Here is a 14,906-nt window from a genome sequence, read left to right on the forward strand (position 1 = left end):
CTTATTCGCCTTGGCAGAGTTCGGCGGTCGTCTTGTTCGGAAGGTAATCCTTGCCGAAGCCGAGGGGCTCGACAAGGGCGAGATGCTCCGGCGAGCCGAGGAAGGCAGCCAGTTCCTTGTTGAAGGCCTCCTGCAGGTCCGTGTCTTCCTTGCGGAAGCCGAACCCGCCGTGACCCTTGACCGACTTGCCGGCGACTTCGCCGAAGGGCGTGGTCGATTCCACACCTTCCGCCTTCTTCGCCATGTCCGCGATGGAAAGGGCGGTCAGCGCCGCGCCGTCGGCGCGGCCCGACTGGACGGCGGCAACGAGGCTCGACTGGTCCGGCAAGGTCACGATCTGCTCCTCGGCAACGCCGGCCTCCCTCGCATAGCCCGCCTCGACGGCGCCGGCCATCACGGCGAGCTTGAGATCCTTGTTGTCGGCGAAGCTGGAATAATCGGCGATCTTCTTGGCGTTGCCGGCCGGCACCAGCATGGCCTGGCCGATGCCGTATGACGGCTCGGAGAAGCCGATCTCGGCGCAGCGCTTCGGGTTGATGAACATGCCGGCGGCGATGATGTCGAAACGTCCGGCCTTGAGGCCGGGGATCAGCGAGCCGAATTCGGTCAGCACGCCATCGACCTCCGGAATGCCCATTTTGGCGAGCACCGCCTTGGCGACCTCGGGCGCTTCGCCCGTCAGCTTGCCGTCGGGCGTGGCGAAACCGAAGGGGGCTTCGTTGGCAAAGCCGATGCGGATGTAGCCGGCGGCCTTCGCCTTTTCGAGGGTGGTCTCGGCGAGCGAGGGGCCTGCGACCGAGACGGCGGCAAATGCCAGCACGGCGGCTTTCATGGCATTTCGGCGAGAGAAGAGAAATCGAGACATGGGTTCCCCTTGTGTTTTTGTCAGGAGTCTCAAAGAGCGGCGCCCGTGGCCGAGCACCTAAAGATGTATACGTCTTGTTGATAAAATTTGCAAGGTTTCGGATAAATAAAAAGTTTTCAGGTGATATATTGCGCGGACTGAGAATTGATGTACACATCTTGTCATCGTTGGTTCAGTGTTGGAGGGCGGGATGTCGCGACGGCAGATCTTCACGGGCGAGGAATATTCGCGCCGGCTGCGGGAGGTGAAGCACCGTATGGCCACCGCCGGGCTGGACCTCGTCGTCTGCCAGGATCCGGCCAACATGAACTGGCTGACCGGCTATGACGGCTGGTCGTTCTACGTGCCGCAATGCGTGCTCGTGCATTTGGACGAGGATCTGCCGATCTGGTTCGGCCGTGCCCAGGATCGCAAGAGCGCGCTCATGACGACCGGCTTGCCGGAGGCAAACGTCGTCGCCTTTTCCGAACATCTCGTTCAGAACCCGGACGGGCATCCCTATGACGAACTGGCCGATCTCATCCGCTCGCGCGGATGGGCGGGCGCCCGCATCGGGGTCGAGATGGACGCGCACTACTATACGGCGCGCTGCCACGCACACCTCGCCGCCGGCCTGCCGGACGCGGCTTTCTCCAACAATCGCGACCTCGTGAACTGGGCCAGGCTCGTGAAGTCCGAGCCGGAACTCACGCTGATGCGCCAGGCGGGCCGGATCTGCACGCATGCCATGAGCCGCGCCGTCGAGCGCATGCGACCCGGCGTGCCGCAGAACGCGGTGATCGCGGAACTGTATCACGCCCAGATCATGGGGGTGGACGGCATGGGCGGCGATTACGCGGCCATCTGCCCGCTGATGCCGGTCGGAGAGGGGACGGCGACGCCTCATCTGACGTGGAACGACGACCCGCTGCCGGACAGCGGGCTTGCGATCCTCGAGATCGCCGGTGTCCGCTCCCGCTACCATGTCGCGCTGACGCGGACCGTCCATTTCGGCAAGCCGCCGCAGAGGTATCAGGATATTGCCAGGGTGATCGTGGATGCCGTCGATGCCGGGCTCGAAAAGGCGCGGTCCGGCAATGTGGCGGAGGAGGTGGAGGCGGCATGGCAGGCGGAGTTGCGCCGCAACGGCCTGAAGAAGGAAAGCCGCGTCGGATATCCCATCGGGCTTGCCTATCCGCCGGATTGGGGCGAGCGCACCGCCAGCCTGCGCCCCGGCGACAGGACCGAACTGGAGCCCGGCATGTGCTTCCACATGATGGCCGGCGTCTGGCTTGAGGACTTCGGCCTGGCGATATCCGAATCCTTCGTCGTGACCGACACGGGCGGCGAGAAGCTCTGCGCCGCGCCCCGGCAGCTCATCGTCGTCGACTGACAGAAAACCGAAATTCACGAGGCAAGAATCATGGATGGCAATCCCTTCAGCGCAGAGGAGATCGCGCGGCGGCTCGATATCGTGCGGCATGAGATCGCCGTTTGCGGGCTCGACGCCGCCGTCTTCGCGTCGCCGGAAAACGTCTTCTATCTGACGGGCCTCGATCACTGGGGCTATTTCGCGCCGCATCTGCTGATCGTGCCCGTCGAAGGCCGGCCGGTGCTCGTCACACGGGCGATGGAGCGCGTGACGATCGAGAACCATGTCCGATCCGCCGAGTTCCGTGGTCATTCCGACAGCGAAACCGCTGCCGATCTCGCCGCGCGCATCCTTGCCGAGCGAGGGCTTTCGTCACGGCGGCTCGGGCTGGAACTCTGGACCGCGGGCCTCAGCCACGGCCTTGCCCGGCGGCTGGAGGCGCTGGTGGAGGCCGAATGGACGGACGTCTCCAACCTCGTCGACCGGCTGCGGCTGGTAAAGAGCCTCGAAGAGCAGGCGCTCATGCGCAAGGCGGCCGCGATCACCGACATCGCCGCGCAGGCCGCGACCGACGCCGTCCATGACGGTGCGGCCGAGCGTGACGTCGCGGCCGAATGCCTCGCGGCGATGACGCGCGCCGGCGGCCATGTCCCCGGCTTCGGCCCGTTCATCCGGCCGTTCTCGCGGCTGGGCGAGGAGCACACGACGTGGGGTTCGGCACGGTATCGCAAGGGCGAGCCGGTGTTCATCGAGCTGTCCGGCTGCGTTTCGCGCTATCACGCCCCGCTCGGCAGGCTGGTGCGCCTTGGCGGGATCAGCGATGCGGATGCGCGCATGGCGGAGATTGCCGCCGAGGCCTTCCGCGCGGTGGTCGATGCGCTGAGGCCCGGCGCGCGTGCCCGCGACGTCTATGCCGCCTGGCAGAACGTCGCCGACGAACGGGGGCTTTCGCACTATCGCCGGCATCATTGCGGCTATTGCGTCGGCATCGGCCAGCCCCCGTCCTGGACCGGCGGGAATTCCGTCACCGGCCTTCGGCACGATTCCGATCTCGCGATCCGCACCGGCATGAGCTTCCACATCCTCTCCTGGCTGATGGGCACCGGCCGGGGCGACGATTTCATTTCCAACACCGTGTTGCTGACGGACGACGGTCCGGAAGTCCTGACACGCACACCAATGGGGCCGATCCTTCGGTGAATTCGTGATGGGCAGCTTTTCCGCATTCTCCCTCCTCCGGCATGCCATCGGCGGAAACCGTCACTGGCAGCGTCATTGGCGCGCCGCTTCGCCGAAGCCCTCCTACGATGTCATCGTCGTCGGTGGCGGCGGCCACGGGCTGGCGACGGCGTTCTACCTTGCGGAGAACCACGGTATCCGCAATGTCGCGGTGATCGAGAAGGGCTATATCGGTGGCGGCAATGTGGGGCGCAACACCACGGTCATCCGGTCCAACTACCTGCTTGACAGCAACACCCAGTTCTACGAATTCTCGATGAAGCTCTGGGAAGGCCTGTCGGCCGCGCTGAACTTCAACGTCATGTTCTCCCAGCGCGGGCAGATCGTCACGGCGCATTCGGCGGACCAGATGGACGCCTTCAGCCATCGCGCCAACATCATGCGCCTCAACGGCATCGATGCCGAGATCCTCGGCCGGGACGAGGTGCGCCGGCTGGTGCCCTATCTCGATTTCTCCGATACGGCCCGCTTTCCCATTCACGGGGCCATCCTTCAGGCGCGCGCCGGCACGGCCCGGCATGATGCGGTCGCGTGGGGTTATGCGCGGGCAGCGAGCGGCCATGGCGTCGACATCATCGAGAATTGCGAGGTGGTCGATTTCCTGCGCAAGGGCGACAGGATCGTCGGCGTGGAGACGACGCGCGGGCGCATAGGCGCTGAGCGGGTCGGGCTCGCGGTCGCCGGGCATACGTCCGTTCTCGGCCGGAAGGCCGGGCTGGAGCTGCCGATCGAAAGCCATGTCCTGCAAGCCTTCGTGACCGAGCCGGTGAAACCGCTGGTCGATCACGTCGTCGCCTATGGTGCGGACCATTTCTATGTCAGCCAGTCCGACAAGGGCGGCCTCGTCTTCGGCGAGAATCTCGACGGCTACAATTCCTATGCCCAGCGCGGCAATGCCGGCGTGCTGCGGGAGGCCTGCGAGGCCGCCGTCGCCCTGATGCCGAACATTTCCCGGCTCCGGCTCCTGCGCCATTGGGGCGGCATCATGGACATGACCCCGGATGCGAGCCCGATCATTTCGCTCACGCCCGTCCCGGGCCTCTATCTCAACGGGGGCTGGTGCTACGGCGGTTTCAAGGCGACGCCCGCATCGGGCTGGTGCTTCGCGCACATGCTGGCGACGGGCGAGGTTCACCCCCTGACGCGCGGCTACGGGCTCGACCGTTTCCGCACCGGCCACAGTCTCGACGAGGCGGGGGCCGGTCCCTTCGCCTGGCTGCAGTAGGAGGCGGACATGCTGCGTATCCATTGCCCCTGCTGCGGCCCGCGTGACCATGACGAGTTCCGCTATGCCGGCGATGCGTCGGTCGTTCGTCCGGCCCATGAGAATCCGGATTTCGAGGCCTGGTATCGCTACGTCTATGTGCGCGCCAACCCCAAGGGTCCGCATCGCGAATATTGGCAACACGTCCACGGCTGCCGGCAATGGCTGGTGGTGGAACGCGACACGGCCACGCACATCCTTCATTCGGTCCATTTTGCAAGGCAGCAGGCATCATGACAGACAACCGTCTTCCCTCCGGCGGCCGCATAGACCGGTCGCTGCCGGTGGACTTCCGCTTCGACGGCCGCAGCTATGCCGGCTTCAAGGGCGATACGCTCGCCTCGGCGCTCCTGGCGAACGGCGTGACGCTCGTCGGCCGCAGCTTCAAGTATCACCGGCCGCGGGGCATTCTCTCCGCCGGTATCGAGGAGCCCAATGCCCTGGTGACGCTCGGCGCCGGCGGCCGGCGCGAGCCCAATGTTCCGGCGACGATGGTCGAACTCTCGCCGGGCCTTACGGCCGAAAGCCAGAACCGCTGGCCGTCGCTCGGCTTCGACCTGCAAAGCATCAACGGACTGTTCGCGCCGCTGCTCGCCTCGGGCTTCTACTACAAGACCTTCATGGGACCGGGTCGCAAGGCTTGGATGGTCTACGAGCATTTCATCCGCAAGGCCGCGGGCCTCGGACGGGCGGCCATGGAGGCGGACCCGGACCGCTACGAGACGCGGCACGACTTTGCCGATGTCGTCGTGGTCGGCGCGGGGCCGGCAGGGATTGCGGCGGCGCGGGCCGCCGCGCAGGCGGGCGCGCGCGTTCTGCTGGTCGAGCAGGATTTCGAGCTGGGCGGCCAGATGCTGGCCGAGCCGCAGGGACAGGACTGGCTTGCCGGCATGCTGGCCGAGCTCGCCTCCATGCCCGGGCTGCGGCTGATGCGGCGCACGACCGCCTTCGGCCTTTATGACGGCAACACATTGGGGCTGCTCAGCCATGCCGATCCCCGCGCGAAGGCGGCGGCACGTCAGGTCTTCACCCTGCTTCGGGCCGGCAGCATCGTGTTCGCCACCGGCGCCGTCGAGCGGCCGATGGTCTTTTCGAACAACGACCGGCCGGGCGTCATGCTCGCATCGGCGATCCGCACCTATCTCAATCGCTTCGCGGTGCTGCCGGGGCGCAAGGTCGTGATCGGCGCAGCGGCGGACAGCGCCTACCGCACGGCCTTCGACCTTGCGGCGACCGGCGCCGAGGTCGTGCTGGCCGACAGCCGCGCCGAGATCGACCCGCAGCTTCTCGGACAGGCGGTCCGGAGCGGCGTCGAGGTGCATGCCGGAACGCGGATCGTAAAGGCCGCGGGCGCGCGGGGCCTGCGCGCCGTCGAGCTGGAAGGCCGGTCCGGACCGTTCCGGCGTGACTGCGATCTCGTCGGCATGGCCGGCGGCTGGACGCCCGTCCTGCATCTCACCTCGCATCTCGGCGTCAAGCCGCAGTACCGGCAGGATATCGACGCTTTCGTCCCGGGCGGTCTGCCGGCCGGCCAGTTTGCGGCCGGAGCGATGACCGGTGCAGCAACGGCTGCCGAGGCCGTGCGGCAGGGACACCGGGCCGGCTCTGCCGCAGCCGCCGCCGCGGGATACGATCGGAAGGTGGACGCCGCCGTGCTGCCCGCCTTCGAGGAATCCGGCCGGCCTAATGCCGTGCAGGTGCTTCCCTTCGGCCGGAAGAAGGCGTTTGTCGATTTCCAGATGGACGTGAGCCTCGACGACATCACGCTTGCGCAACGCGAGGGCTATGAATCCGTCGAGCACCTCAAGCGTTATACGACGCTCGGCATGGGCACCGACCAGGGCAAGACGAGCAACGTCAACGCCGTCCGCGCCATGGCGGCGCTGCGGGGCACGCCGATGGAGGCGGCCGGCACCACGACGTTTCGCCCACCCTACGCGCCCGTCGCTGTCGGCACCATTGCGGGTCGGGCGAAGGGACACCACTTCCGTCCCTTCCGGCGGACGCCGATGCACGACTGGCACGTCGCCAACGGCGCGGACATGCTGGAGGTCGGGCTTTGGATGCGGCCGTGGTACTTCCGGTCCTTCGGCGCGGATGTCGACGAAGCCTATGTCGCCGAGATGCGGCATGTCCGCTCGGCCGCCGGCCTCATGGACATTTCCACGCTGGGCAAGATCGCCGTCGAAGGACCGGATGCCGCGACCTTCCTCGACCGCGTCTATGCGAACGGCTTCGCCAGCCTGAAGGTCGGTCGCGCGCGCTACGGCGTCATGCTGCGCGACGACGGGATCGTGCTGGACGACGGCACGACGACACGGATCGCCGAGAACAGCTATTTCATGACCACGTCGACGGCCAAGGCGGCCGATGTGATGTCCTGGCTGGAGTTCCTGCTCGATGTCGCCTGGCCGGAGCTGCGCGTATCCGTGACATCCGTGACCGACGAATGGGCGGGCATGTCGGTCGCCGGGCCGAAGAGCCGCGCCGTGCTGGCCGCGGCTTTCCCGGAAATCGACGTCTCGAACGAGGCGCTGCCGCATATGGGCCTCGTCGAGGGAACCTTCCGGGGCAGCCGGCTGCGGATCGTCCGCCTCAGCTATTCCGGCGAACGGGCCTACGAAATCTATGTCGGCGCCTCGCAGGGACTTGCCGCCTGGGAACACCTGCTGGCGATGGGTAAGGGCTCCGATCTGCGGCCCTACGGCGTCGAGGCGCTGGGCGCGCTGCGCATCGAGAAAGGCCATGTCGCCGGGCCGGAGATCGATGGCCGCACCACGCTCGCCGATCTCGGCATGGCGCGCATGGTGGCGAAACGCTCCGGCTACATTGGCGCGGTCCTGGGGCAGCGGCCGGCGTTCCTCGCGCCCGACCGCCAGCGGGTGGTGGGTCTCGAATGCGCGGAGAGCGGCAAGCGGCTGCGGGGCGGTGCGATCCTCTTCGCGCCCGACGAGGCATGGCAGGGACACGGCCGCGGCCGCGTCACGTCCACCACCTTCAGCCCCGATATCGGCAAGTCCATCGGGCTCGGGCTGCTGGCCGCCGACTTTGCCGGCGACGAGGTCGTGGCCGTCTATCCGATGAAGAACGAGGTGGTCCGCGCGCGGGTCGTTTCGCCGGTTTTCCTCGATCCTATGGGAGAACGCATGCATGGCTGATCCGACAGCGATCCAAGGGATCACGATGACGCGGTCCTGCTGCCCGCTGGTTCAATGGCAGGCGTGGGGCGATGACGACGATGGTTTTGCCCGTTTCGCCGCGGGACGCCTGGGGACCTCCTTGCCGGCAGAGGTGGGACAGATCGTCAAATCGGATGGTGTGACGGCCGTGAAGATCGCGCCCCGCCGCTTCTGGCTGATGGCGAGCGATCCTGACGCAGTGCCGCGCGGCCTTCCAGGGACTCTCGGCGCCGAACTGGATCTTGGCGAAGGCCGGGAGCGCATCGACATACGGACACCCGCATTGCGCGACGTGCTGGCCCAATGCCTCGCCGTCGACTGGGACCGAACGCAGGACCGAGCGGTGTTTGCGCCGCTGCATCGCGTTCCGGTGATGTTTACCCGCGGATCGACGGAGCACGGGACATTCGTCGTGCCTCGTACTTTCGCACAGAGCATTGCCGATTGGCTGGAAGACTGCTGACGATTGGGCTTGATGACATCAAGGCCGTGTCCGCGCCGCCTTCGTCGCGTAAGTGGCGCCAGATGGGCTTGCGGTGGTCTCTGGACAGCCGTCGTTTGAAGGATTTATGATTGCGGTCTCGATCAATGCGATACTCATATCATGAACATGCTCAAGCCGCCTTCGCCGTCTGACAGCAGCCGGGAGGACAGGATCCACTCGAATCCGGTGCGGCTCGGCGCACGCCTGAAACTTGCCCGCCAGACACGCGGGTTGACCCTGAAGGCGCTGGCGCAGGCGGCGGAATGTTCCGAAAGCCTGCTTTCCAAGATCGAGAACGGCAAGGCCTCGCCCTCGCTGCCCATGCTGCATCGGCTGGTGCGGGCGCTCGATTCCAATATCGGCTGGATGTTCGAGGAGACCGACGGCGAGGAAGGCGTGGTGTTCCGCGCCGGGACCCGCCCGCTCATCACGCTCGATCCTCTCCGGCGAGGCGAGGGCATCTCGCTCGAACGCGTCATTCCCTATTCGGCCGGCCACCTTCTCCAGTGCAACATCCACCACATCGATGCCGGCGGCCAGAGCGCCGGACCGATCCAGCATGTCGGCGAAGAGGTGGGCTATGTGCTGGTCGGGGAGATCGAGCTGATGATCGACGACAAGACCTTCCGGCTTTCGGCCGGCGATACTTTCGTGTTCAATTCCGAGCTTGCACACTGGTATCGCAATGTCGGGACCGAGCGCGCCTCCATCTTCTGGGTGAATACGCCGCCAACCTTCTGACATTTTTCTTGAAAAGCCTCCCCAGCGGATTCGGCGAGCGCGCCATTCAAGTATCTTGACAAGAATTCAAGCTACTTGAATAATGCCTTCCGTAAATTCCGGTTGCCGCCAACGGCATCAAACAAGGGGAACATCAAAATGGGTCGGACCAAATATCTCCTCGGCTGCGCCGCAGCCGTTGCCATGACGCTGTCCATGGGCGCCGCAAACGCCTTTGCCGATACGTTCGCGCTCGTCACCATCAACCAACAGGCGCTCTTCTTCAACCAGATCAATGACGGCGCCAGCGCGGCGGCCAAGGAGGCCGGCGCCGAGCTCGTCATCTTCAACGCCAACAACGTGCCCTCTGCCCAGAACGATGCGATCGAGACCTACATCACCCAGAAGGTCGACGGCATCATTCTGGTCGCCATCGATGTCAACGGCGTGAAGCCCGCCATCACCGCCGCCAAGAATGCCGGCATTCCCGTCATCGCCATCGACGCGCAGATCCCGGACGGCGACAACATCGCCTTCGTCGGCGTCGACAACACGGCGGCGGGCGGCGAGATCGGCAAGTTCTTCTCCGACTATGTGAAGAGCGACATGGGCGGCACCGCCAAGGTCGGCGTCGTCGGCGCGCTCAACTCCTTCATCCAGAACCAGCGCCTCGACGGCTTCAAGGCGGCGGTTGCCGAGGGCGGCCAGAACGTCGAATTCCTCAACACCGTCGATGGCCAGAACGTGCAGGACGTCGCGCTCGCCGCGGCGGAAAACCTGATGACCGCCAATCCGGACATGACGGCGCTCTACGCCACCGGCGAACCGGCGCTGCTCGGCGCAGTCTCGGCCGTCGCCAGCCAGGGTCGCGGCGACAGCATCAAGGTCTTTGGCTGGGACCTGACGAAATCCGCCATCGACGGCATCGACCAGGGTTTTGTCACCGCCGTCATCCAGCAGGACCCGGCCGGTGAAGGCAAGGCCGCCGTCGAGGCGCTCGTCAAGGTGAAGAAGGGCGAGACGATCGAGCCGATCATCAACGTGCCGGTGACGATCGTCACCAAGAAGAACGTCGACCAGTATCGCGACATGTTCAAGTAAGCTGAACCGCCGCTGCCCGGTCCACGCAAGCGGGCCGGGCAGCCGGAACCTCCTCCAGGGGCCATCGAACATGACCGACACTGACGTCAGCCGCGTCCGGATGACCGGCATATCCAAGCGCTATGGCGCTCTGCAATCGCTCGACAACGCCTCGCTCAACCTCATGCCGGGCGAAGTGCTCGGGCTGGTGGGCGACAACGGCGCGGGAAAATCCACCATCAGCAAGGTGCTCTCGGGCGCCGTCGTCCCCGACGCCGGCACGATCGAGATCGACGGCCGGCCGGTGTCCTTCACTTCGCCCGCCGAGGCGCGCGCCGCGCGCATCGAGATGGTCTACCAGGACCTCGCCCTCTGCGACACGATCGACGTCGCCGGTAACCTCTTCCTCGGCCGCGAGCCGAAGCGGCGCATCGCCGGCGTGCCGATGCTCGACAAGAAGACGATGCACGAGCGGGCGCGCGACATGCTCTCCAATCTCGGCATCGTCATTCCCGATACGCGCATGAAGGTGGAGAACCTTTCCGGCGGCCAGCGCCAGTCGATCGCGATCGGCCGCGCCGCGTCCTTCAATCCCTCCGTTCTGATCATGGACGAGCCGACGGCCGCCCTTGCGGTCGCCGAGGTGGAGGCCGTGCTCGAACTCATCCGCACCGTCTCGAAGCGCGGGGTCTCCGTCATCCTCATCACGCACCGGCTGCAGGACCTCTTCCTCGTCTGCGATCGCATCCAGGTGATGTACGAGGGCCGCAACGTCGCGGAGCGGCGCATCGAGGACACCAATATCGAGGACGTCGTCAATCTCATCGTCGGGCGGAAGTTCACCGCCCGTTCCGCCGGCCACAACCATCAGGAACGAGGCGCACCCGCATGAGCTCCGAGCCCAACGCCTATTCCAGCCATCCGCCGCGCCTGCGGGATGCGACCATCCTCGACAAGGTCGTCGCCAATGGCGGCGTCATGTCGATCGCGCTGTTCTTCATCGTCTGCTGCCTGTTCTTCGCGGTGACGACGGATGCCTTCCTCACGGCGCCGAACCTCCTGAACATCATCCGCCAGTCCGCGCCGCTCTTGATCGTCGCGGCCGCCATGACCTTCGTCATCACGACGGGCGGCATCGACCTTTCCGTCGGCTCCGTCCTGGCGCTGACCGCGACGCTCTCCGCCGCCGCCCTGCAGGCCGGTGTTCCCTGGCCGCTCGCCATCCTGCTGATGCTCGCGCTCGGCGGCGTGGTGGGACTGATCCAGGGCTATTTCATCGCCTATGAGCGCATTCCCGCCTTCATCGTCACGCTGGCCGGCCTTTCCGTCATCCGCGGCTTCGCGCTTCTGATAACCGGCGGCTATTCGATCCCGATCGAGCCGACGAGCCCGTTCGTCACGATCGGCCGGGCCTGGGTCCTCGGCATTCCGGCCCCGGCGCTCATCGCCATCGTCGTGCTGATCGTCGCCTACATCGCCTTCAACGAGACCCATTTCGGCCGCTACGTCACCGGCGTCGGCGCCAATGCGGAGGCCACGCGCCGGGCCGGCGTCAACACGCGGCGCATCATCCTGTGGGTCTACATCCTTTCGGGCACGGCCTCGGCGGCGGCCGGCGTCATCCTGTCCGCCCGCCTCGGTTCCGGCTCCTCGAATGCGGGGCAGGGGTTCGAGCTCGACGTCATCGCGGCCGTGGTGCTCGGCGGCACCAGTCTCTTCGGCGGGCGCGGCTCGCTCGTCGGCACGATCCTCGGGGCGCTGACGGTCGCGGTGCTGGCGAACGGCCTCATCCTGTCGCATCTCTCGCCCTTCTTCACGCCCATCGTCACCGGCTTGATCATCCTGGTCGCGATCTGGCTCAACTTCCGCCTCTTCAAGGGCGGGGCGAGGGGGCGCTGACATGCTCGACCACCTCTTTGCCGAGGAGCCAAGGAAACGCCATCCGATCGGCGTGACGTCCGGCTTTGCGATGACCGTGACCGGCCCGATCCCGGTCGATGATCTCGGCGTAACGCTGATGCACGAGCACATCTTCCTCGATGGTGCGCGCAGCTGGATCTGCCCCTGCCATCCCGACGAGAAGGCGATCGCCGAGCAGAAGGTCAATATCGAGATCGTCGGCGAGCTGCGGATGAACCCCTACATGAACCGGGACAACGTCTCGCTCGACGATGGGGACCTGGCGCTCAGCGAGTTGAAGCGCTTCCAGGCGCTGGGCGGCTGCACCGTGGTGGAGACGACGAATTTCGGCATCGGCCGCGATGCTGTCGGCCTGGCCCGCATCGCCCGCATGTCGGGGCTGCGGATCATCATGGGCACCGGCTTCTATCTCGAACACACCCATCCCGACTGGCTGAAGGCGATGGATGTGGAAGAGGTGACGCAGTTCATCGTCGAGGATGTCGGCGGCGGCGAGAGCCAGCCGGAGATCATGGCGGGTATCATCGGCGAGGTCGGCGTCAGCCGTAACTTCACCACTGAAGAGGAAAAGTCGCTGCGCGCATCGGCGCGGGCGGCGCGCATCACCGGCCTGCCGCTCTCCATCCACCTGCCCGGCTGGGAACGCCTCGCCCACCGCGTGCTCGACGTGGTGGAGGAGGAGGGCGCCGACCCGGCGCACACCGTGCTCTGCCACATGAACCCGAGCCACAGCGATCCCGACTACCAGATGGCGCTCGCAAGGCGCGGCGCCTTCCTGGAATACGACATGATCGGCATGGACTATTATTATGCCGACCAGGACGCCCAGTCGCCGTCCGACGAGGAGAACGCCCGCGCCATCGCGGCCCTTGTCGACAAGGGTTTCGTCGATCGGCTGCTGCTGTCGCAGGACGTGTTCCTCAAGATCATGCTCACCCGCTACGGCGGCTTCGGCTACGGCTACATCCTCAAGCATTTCCTGCCGCGCCTGAAGCGGCACGGCGTCGAGCAGGCGGCCATCGACCGCATGCTGATCGACAATCCGAAATCCGTCTTCTCCGCCGCGCGCTGAGCGCCGGCCAACCGTTCAAGGAGTTACCATGACCAAGAAGAAAGTGCTGCTGGCCGGCGAATCCTGGGTTTCGACCGCGACCCACATCAAGGGTTTCGACCAGTTCCCGACCGTCACCTACCACACCGGCGCCGACGAACTCCTGAAGGCGCTGAAGGACAGCCCCTTCGACGTCACCTTCATGCCGGCGCACGAGGCGCAGAAGGAGTTTCCGAGCACGCTGGAAGGCCTCCAGGCCTATGACGCCATCGTGCTCTCGGATATCGGCGCCAACACGTTGCTGCTGCATCCCGACACCTGGATCCACTCCCGCCGCACGCCGAACCGTCTGAAGCTGCTGCGCGACTATGTCGCCAAGGGCGGCGCGCTCCTGATGTTCGGCGGCTACTATTCCTTCCAGGGCATCAACGGCGGTGCGCGTTTCCGCAACACGGCGGTAGAAGAGGTCCTGCCCGTCGCCTGCCTCTCGGTCGACGACCGCGTGGAAGTGCCGGAAGGCTTTACGCCCGTCGTCTCGGGCGACGCGTCGCACCCGATCCTGTCGGGCATTTCCGGCGAATTCCCCTACCTGCTCGGCTTCAACGAGGTGACGCTGAAGGACGGCGCCAACCAGCTGATGACGGCCTCCTCCGAATATGGCTCGCTGCCGCTGCTCGTCACCGGCACCTATGGCGAGGGCCGCACGGTGGTCTGGACCTCGGATGTCGGCCCGCACTGGCTGCCGCCGGAATTCATCGCCTGGCCTGGCTACAAGACGCTGTTCGAGCAGATGCTCGCCTGGGCGACGGACTGAACCGGAGGTTCCAGGAAGCAGCCCCATGACCATCCATGTCGTCGGCAATGTCTGCGTCGATACGAGCTTTCGCCTGGAGCGGCTGCCGCTGCCCGGTGAAACGCTGAACGCGGCCGCTGCCGGCGACGGTCCGGGCGGAAAGGGCGCCAACCAGGCGGTGGCCGCGGCCCGTACGGGGGCGGCCGTGGCGCTCTGGGCGCCGGTCGGCCGGGATGCGGCGAGCGACTGGGTTGAGGGGGCGATCGCCGCCGAGATCCCGGATCTCCGCCTCGTGCATCTCGACCTGCCCTGTGACCGTTCGGTGATCATGATCGACCGCGCCGGCGAGAATGTCATCATCACCGCCGCGGCCTGCGCGGAGGCCTTCGACCCGCTCGCCATGACCACCCTCGGCGACACATGGGCGGCCGGCGACATGCTGCTGATGCAGGGGAACCTTTCGACGGCCGCGACGATGGCCTGCCTCAAGGCGGCGCGGGCGGCAGGCCTCGTCACGATACTCAATCCGAGCCCGCTTTCCGCCGATCCGCTCGACCTTGCGGCCGTGTCGCTCATCGTCGTCAACCGGCCGGAGGCGGAGGCCCTGACCGGCGAGGCCGATGCCGAGCGCGCAGCGCGCCGCCTGCTGGCGATGGGTGCAGATAGCGCCATCGTCACGCTCGGCAGCGCGGGCGCCCTGCTTCTTGAGGCAGGGGCTTCGTCCGTCCTTCGTCTCCCACCCTCGGATGTGGAGGCCGTCGATGCCAGCGGCGCGGGCGATTGTTTCGCCGGCACGCTTGCCGGCCTGCTGGCGCAGGGGGCACCGCTCCCGGATGCCGCGCGACTGGCAACCCGGGCGGCCGCCATCGCGGTCGGTCGTCCCGGCACGCTCGCCTCCTTCCCCACGCTGGCGGAAATCGCCGCCCTCACCAAGACACTGAAACTGGAAAATGTGTGATC

14 protein-coding genes are annotated in these 14,906 nt (G+C 66.2%); 13 read left to right on the forward strand and 1 reads right to left on the reverse strand.

Features of this window, described 5'->3' with window-relative positions:
• Window position 1: 1 nt before the first annotated feature.
• Window positions 2-832, reverse strand: a complete 831-nt coding sequence (ehuB, locus tag WMC41_RS23905; RefSeq protein WP_432349245.1) for an ectoine/hydroxyectoine ABC transporter substrate-binding protein EhuB — start codon at window positions 830-832, stop codon at window positions 2-4.
• A gap of 223 nt (window positions 833-1,055) precedes the next feature.
• Between ehuB and WMC41_RS23910 the strand changes: the two genes are divergently transcribed.
• The 13 genes from WMC41_RS23910 (at window position 1,056) to WMC41_RS23970 (ending at window position 14,904) form a co-directional block, all read left to right on the forward strand.
• A complete protein-coding gene (locus WMC41_RS23910; RefSeq protein WP_432349247.1) occupies window positions 1,056-2,237 on the forward strand; it encodes a M24 family metallopeptidase in 1,182 nt (393 codons plus the stop codon).
• A gap of 30 nt (window positions 2,238-2,267) precedes the next feature.
• Entirely contained in the window at window positions 2,268-3,416 is a 1,149-nt protein-coding gene (locus WMC41_RS23915; RefSeq protein WP_432349249.1) for a M24 family metallopeptidase, read from the forward strand.
• Between the two features lie 7 nt (window positions 3,417-3,423).
• Window positions 3,424-4,680, forward strand: a complete 1,257-nt coding sequence (locus tag WMC41_RS23920) for a sarcosine oxidase subunit beta family protein (RefSeq protein ID WP_432349251.1) — start codon at window positions 3,424-3,426, stop codon at window positions 4,678-4,680.
• 9 nt (window positions 4,681-4,689) lie between these two features.
• Window positions 4,690-4,956 (forward strand): sarcosine oxidase subunit delta, encoded by a 267-nt coding sequence (locus WMC41_RS23925; RefSeq protein ID WP_432349253.1) that lies wholly within the window; start codon window positions 4,690-4,692, stop codon window positions 4,954-4,956.
• Window positions 4,953-7,877, forward strand: a complete 2,925-nt coding sequence (locus WMC41_RS23930) for a sarcosine oxidase subunit alpha family protein (RefSeq protein WP_432349255.1) — start codon at window positions 4,953-4,955, stop codon at window positions 7,875-7,877. Before WMC41_RS23925 ends, WMC41_RS23930 begins: the two co-directional genes overlap by 4 nt.
• Window positions 7,870-8,361 carry a hypothetical protein gene (locus WMC41_RS23935; RefSeq protein WP_432349257.1) on the forward strand — a complete coding sequence of 164 codons (492 nt, stop codon included), beginning with the start codon at window positions 7,870-7,872 and terminating at the stop codon, window positions 8,359-8,361. Before WMC41_RS23930 ends, WMC41_RS23935 begins: the two co-directional genes overlap by 8 nt.
• A 147-nt stretch (window positions 8,362-8,508) precedes the next feature.
• Entirely contained in the window at window positions 8,509-9,123 is a 615-nt protein-coding gene (locus tag WMC41_RS23940) for a cupin domain-containing protein (protein WP_244766651.1), read from the forward strand.
• Window positions 9,124-9,261: 138 nt separating this feature from the next.
• Window positions 9,262-10,203, forward strand: coding sequence for an ABC transporter substrate-binding protein (locus WMC41_RS23945; RefSeq protein WP_432349259.1), 942 nt, complete (start codon window positions 9,262-9,264; stop codon window positions 10,201-10,203).
• Between the two features lie 70 nt (window positions 10,204-10,273).
• Entirely contained in the window at window positions 10,274-11,074 is an 801-nt protein-coding gene (locus WMC41_RS23950) for an ATP-binding cassette domain-containing protein (protein ID WP_432349261.1), read from the forward strand.
• Between the two features lie 86 nt (window positions 11,075-11,160).
• Window positions 11,161-12,081: an ABC transporter permease gene (locus WMC41_RS23955; RefSeq protein ID WP_432349323.1), complete on the forward strand. Its 921-nt coding sequence runs from the start codon at window positions 11,161-11,163 to the stop codon at window positions 12,079-12,081.
• A gap of 1 nt (window position 12,082) precedes the next feature.
• Window positions 12,083-13,174 (forward strand): phosphotriesterase family protein, encoded by a 1,092-nt coding sequence (locus WMC41_RS23960; protein WP_432349263.1) that lies wholly within the window; start codon window positions 12,083-12,085, stop codon window positions 13,172-13,174.
• A 28-nt stretch (window positions 13,175-13,202) separates the two neighbouring features.
• Window positions 13,203-13,967: a glutamine amidotransferase gene (locus WMC41_RS23965; protein WP_432349265.1), complete on the forward strand. Its 765-nt coding sequence runs from the start codon at window positions 13,203-13,205 to the stop codon at window positions 13,965-13,967.
• 25 nt (window positions 13,968-13,992) lie between these two features.
• The gene (locus WMC41_RS23970; RefSeq protein ID WP_432349266.1) at window positions 13,993-14,904 is read left to right on the forward strand and encodes a PfkB family carbohydrate kinase; all 912 of its coding nucleotides are present in this window, start codon (window positions 13,993-13,995) and stop codon (window positions 14,902-14,904) included.
• Window positions 14,905-14,906: the final 2 nt, after the last annotated feature.

It is taken from the genome of Shinella yambaruensis (assembly GCF_050859155.1).
GTDB classification, from domain to species: Bacteria; Pseudomonadota; Alphaproteobacteria; order Rhizobiales; family Rhizobiaceae; genus Shinella; species Shinella yambaruensis.

What these genes read in the sequence shown, in the direction of transcription:
- ehuB (WP_432349245.1), bottom strand. Translation starts at nt 832, where the DNA reads ATGAAAGCCGCCGTGCTGGCATTTGCCGCCGTCTCGGTCGCAGGCCCC.
- WMC41_RS23930 (WP_432349255.1), top strand. Translation starts at nt 4,953, where the DNA reads ATGACAGACAACCGTCTTCCCTCCGGCGGCCGCATAGACCGGTCGCTG.
- WMC41_RS23950 (WP_432349261.1), top strand. Translation starts at nt 10,274, where the DNA reads ATGACCGACACTGACGTCAGCCGCGTCCGGATGACCGGCATATCCAAG.
- WMC41_RS23925 (WP_432349253.1), top strand. Translation starts at nt 4,690, where the DNA reads ATGCTGCGTATCCATTGCCCCTGCTGCGGCCCGCGTGACCATGACGAG.
- WMC41_RS23945 (WP_432349259.1), top strand. Translation starts at nt 9,262, where the DNA reads ATGGGTCGGACCAAATATCTCCTCGGCTGCGCCGCAGCCGTTGCCATG.
- WMC41_RS23915 (WP_432349249.1), top strand. Translation starts at nt 2,268, where the DNA reads ATGGATGGCAATCCCTTCAGCGCAGAGGAGATCGCGCGGCGGCTCGAT.
- WMC41_RS23960 (WP_432349263.1), top strand. Translation starts at nt 12,083, where the DNA reads ATGCTCGACCACCTCTTTGCCGAGGAGCCAAGGAAACGCCATCCGATC.
- WMC41_RS23920 (WP_432349251.1), top strand. Translation starts at nt 3,424, where the DNA reads ATGGGCAGCTTTTCCGCATTCTCCCTCCTCCGGCATGCCATCGGCGGA.
- WMC41_RS23910 (WP_432349247.1), top strand. Translation starts at nt 1,056, where the DNA reads ATGTCGCGACGGCAGATCTTCACGGGCGAGGAATATTCGCGCCGGCTG.
- WMC41_RS23935 (WP_432349257.1), top strand. Translation starts at nt 7,870, where the DNA reads ATGGCTGATCCGACAGCGATCCAAGGGATCACGATGACGCGGTCCTGC.
- WMC41_RS23965 (WP_432349265.1), top strand. Translation starts at nt 13,203, where the DNA reads ATGACCAAGAAGAAAGTGCTGCTGGCCGGCGAATCCTGGGTTTCGACC.
- WMC41_RS23970 (WP_432349266.1), top strand. Translation starts at nt 13,993, where the DNA reads ATGACCATCCATGTCGTCGGCAATGTCTGCGTCGATACGAGCTTTCGC.
- WMC41_RS23955 (WP_432349323.1), top strand. Translation starts at nt 11,161, where the DNA reads ATGTCGATCGCGCTGTTCTTCATCGTCTGCTGCCTGTTCTTCGCGGTG.
- WMC41_RS23940 (WP_244766651.1), top strand. Translation starts at nt 8,509, where the DNA reads ATGCTCAAGCCGCCTTCGCCGTCTGACAGCAGCCGGGAGGACAGGATC.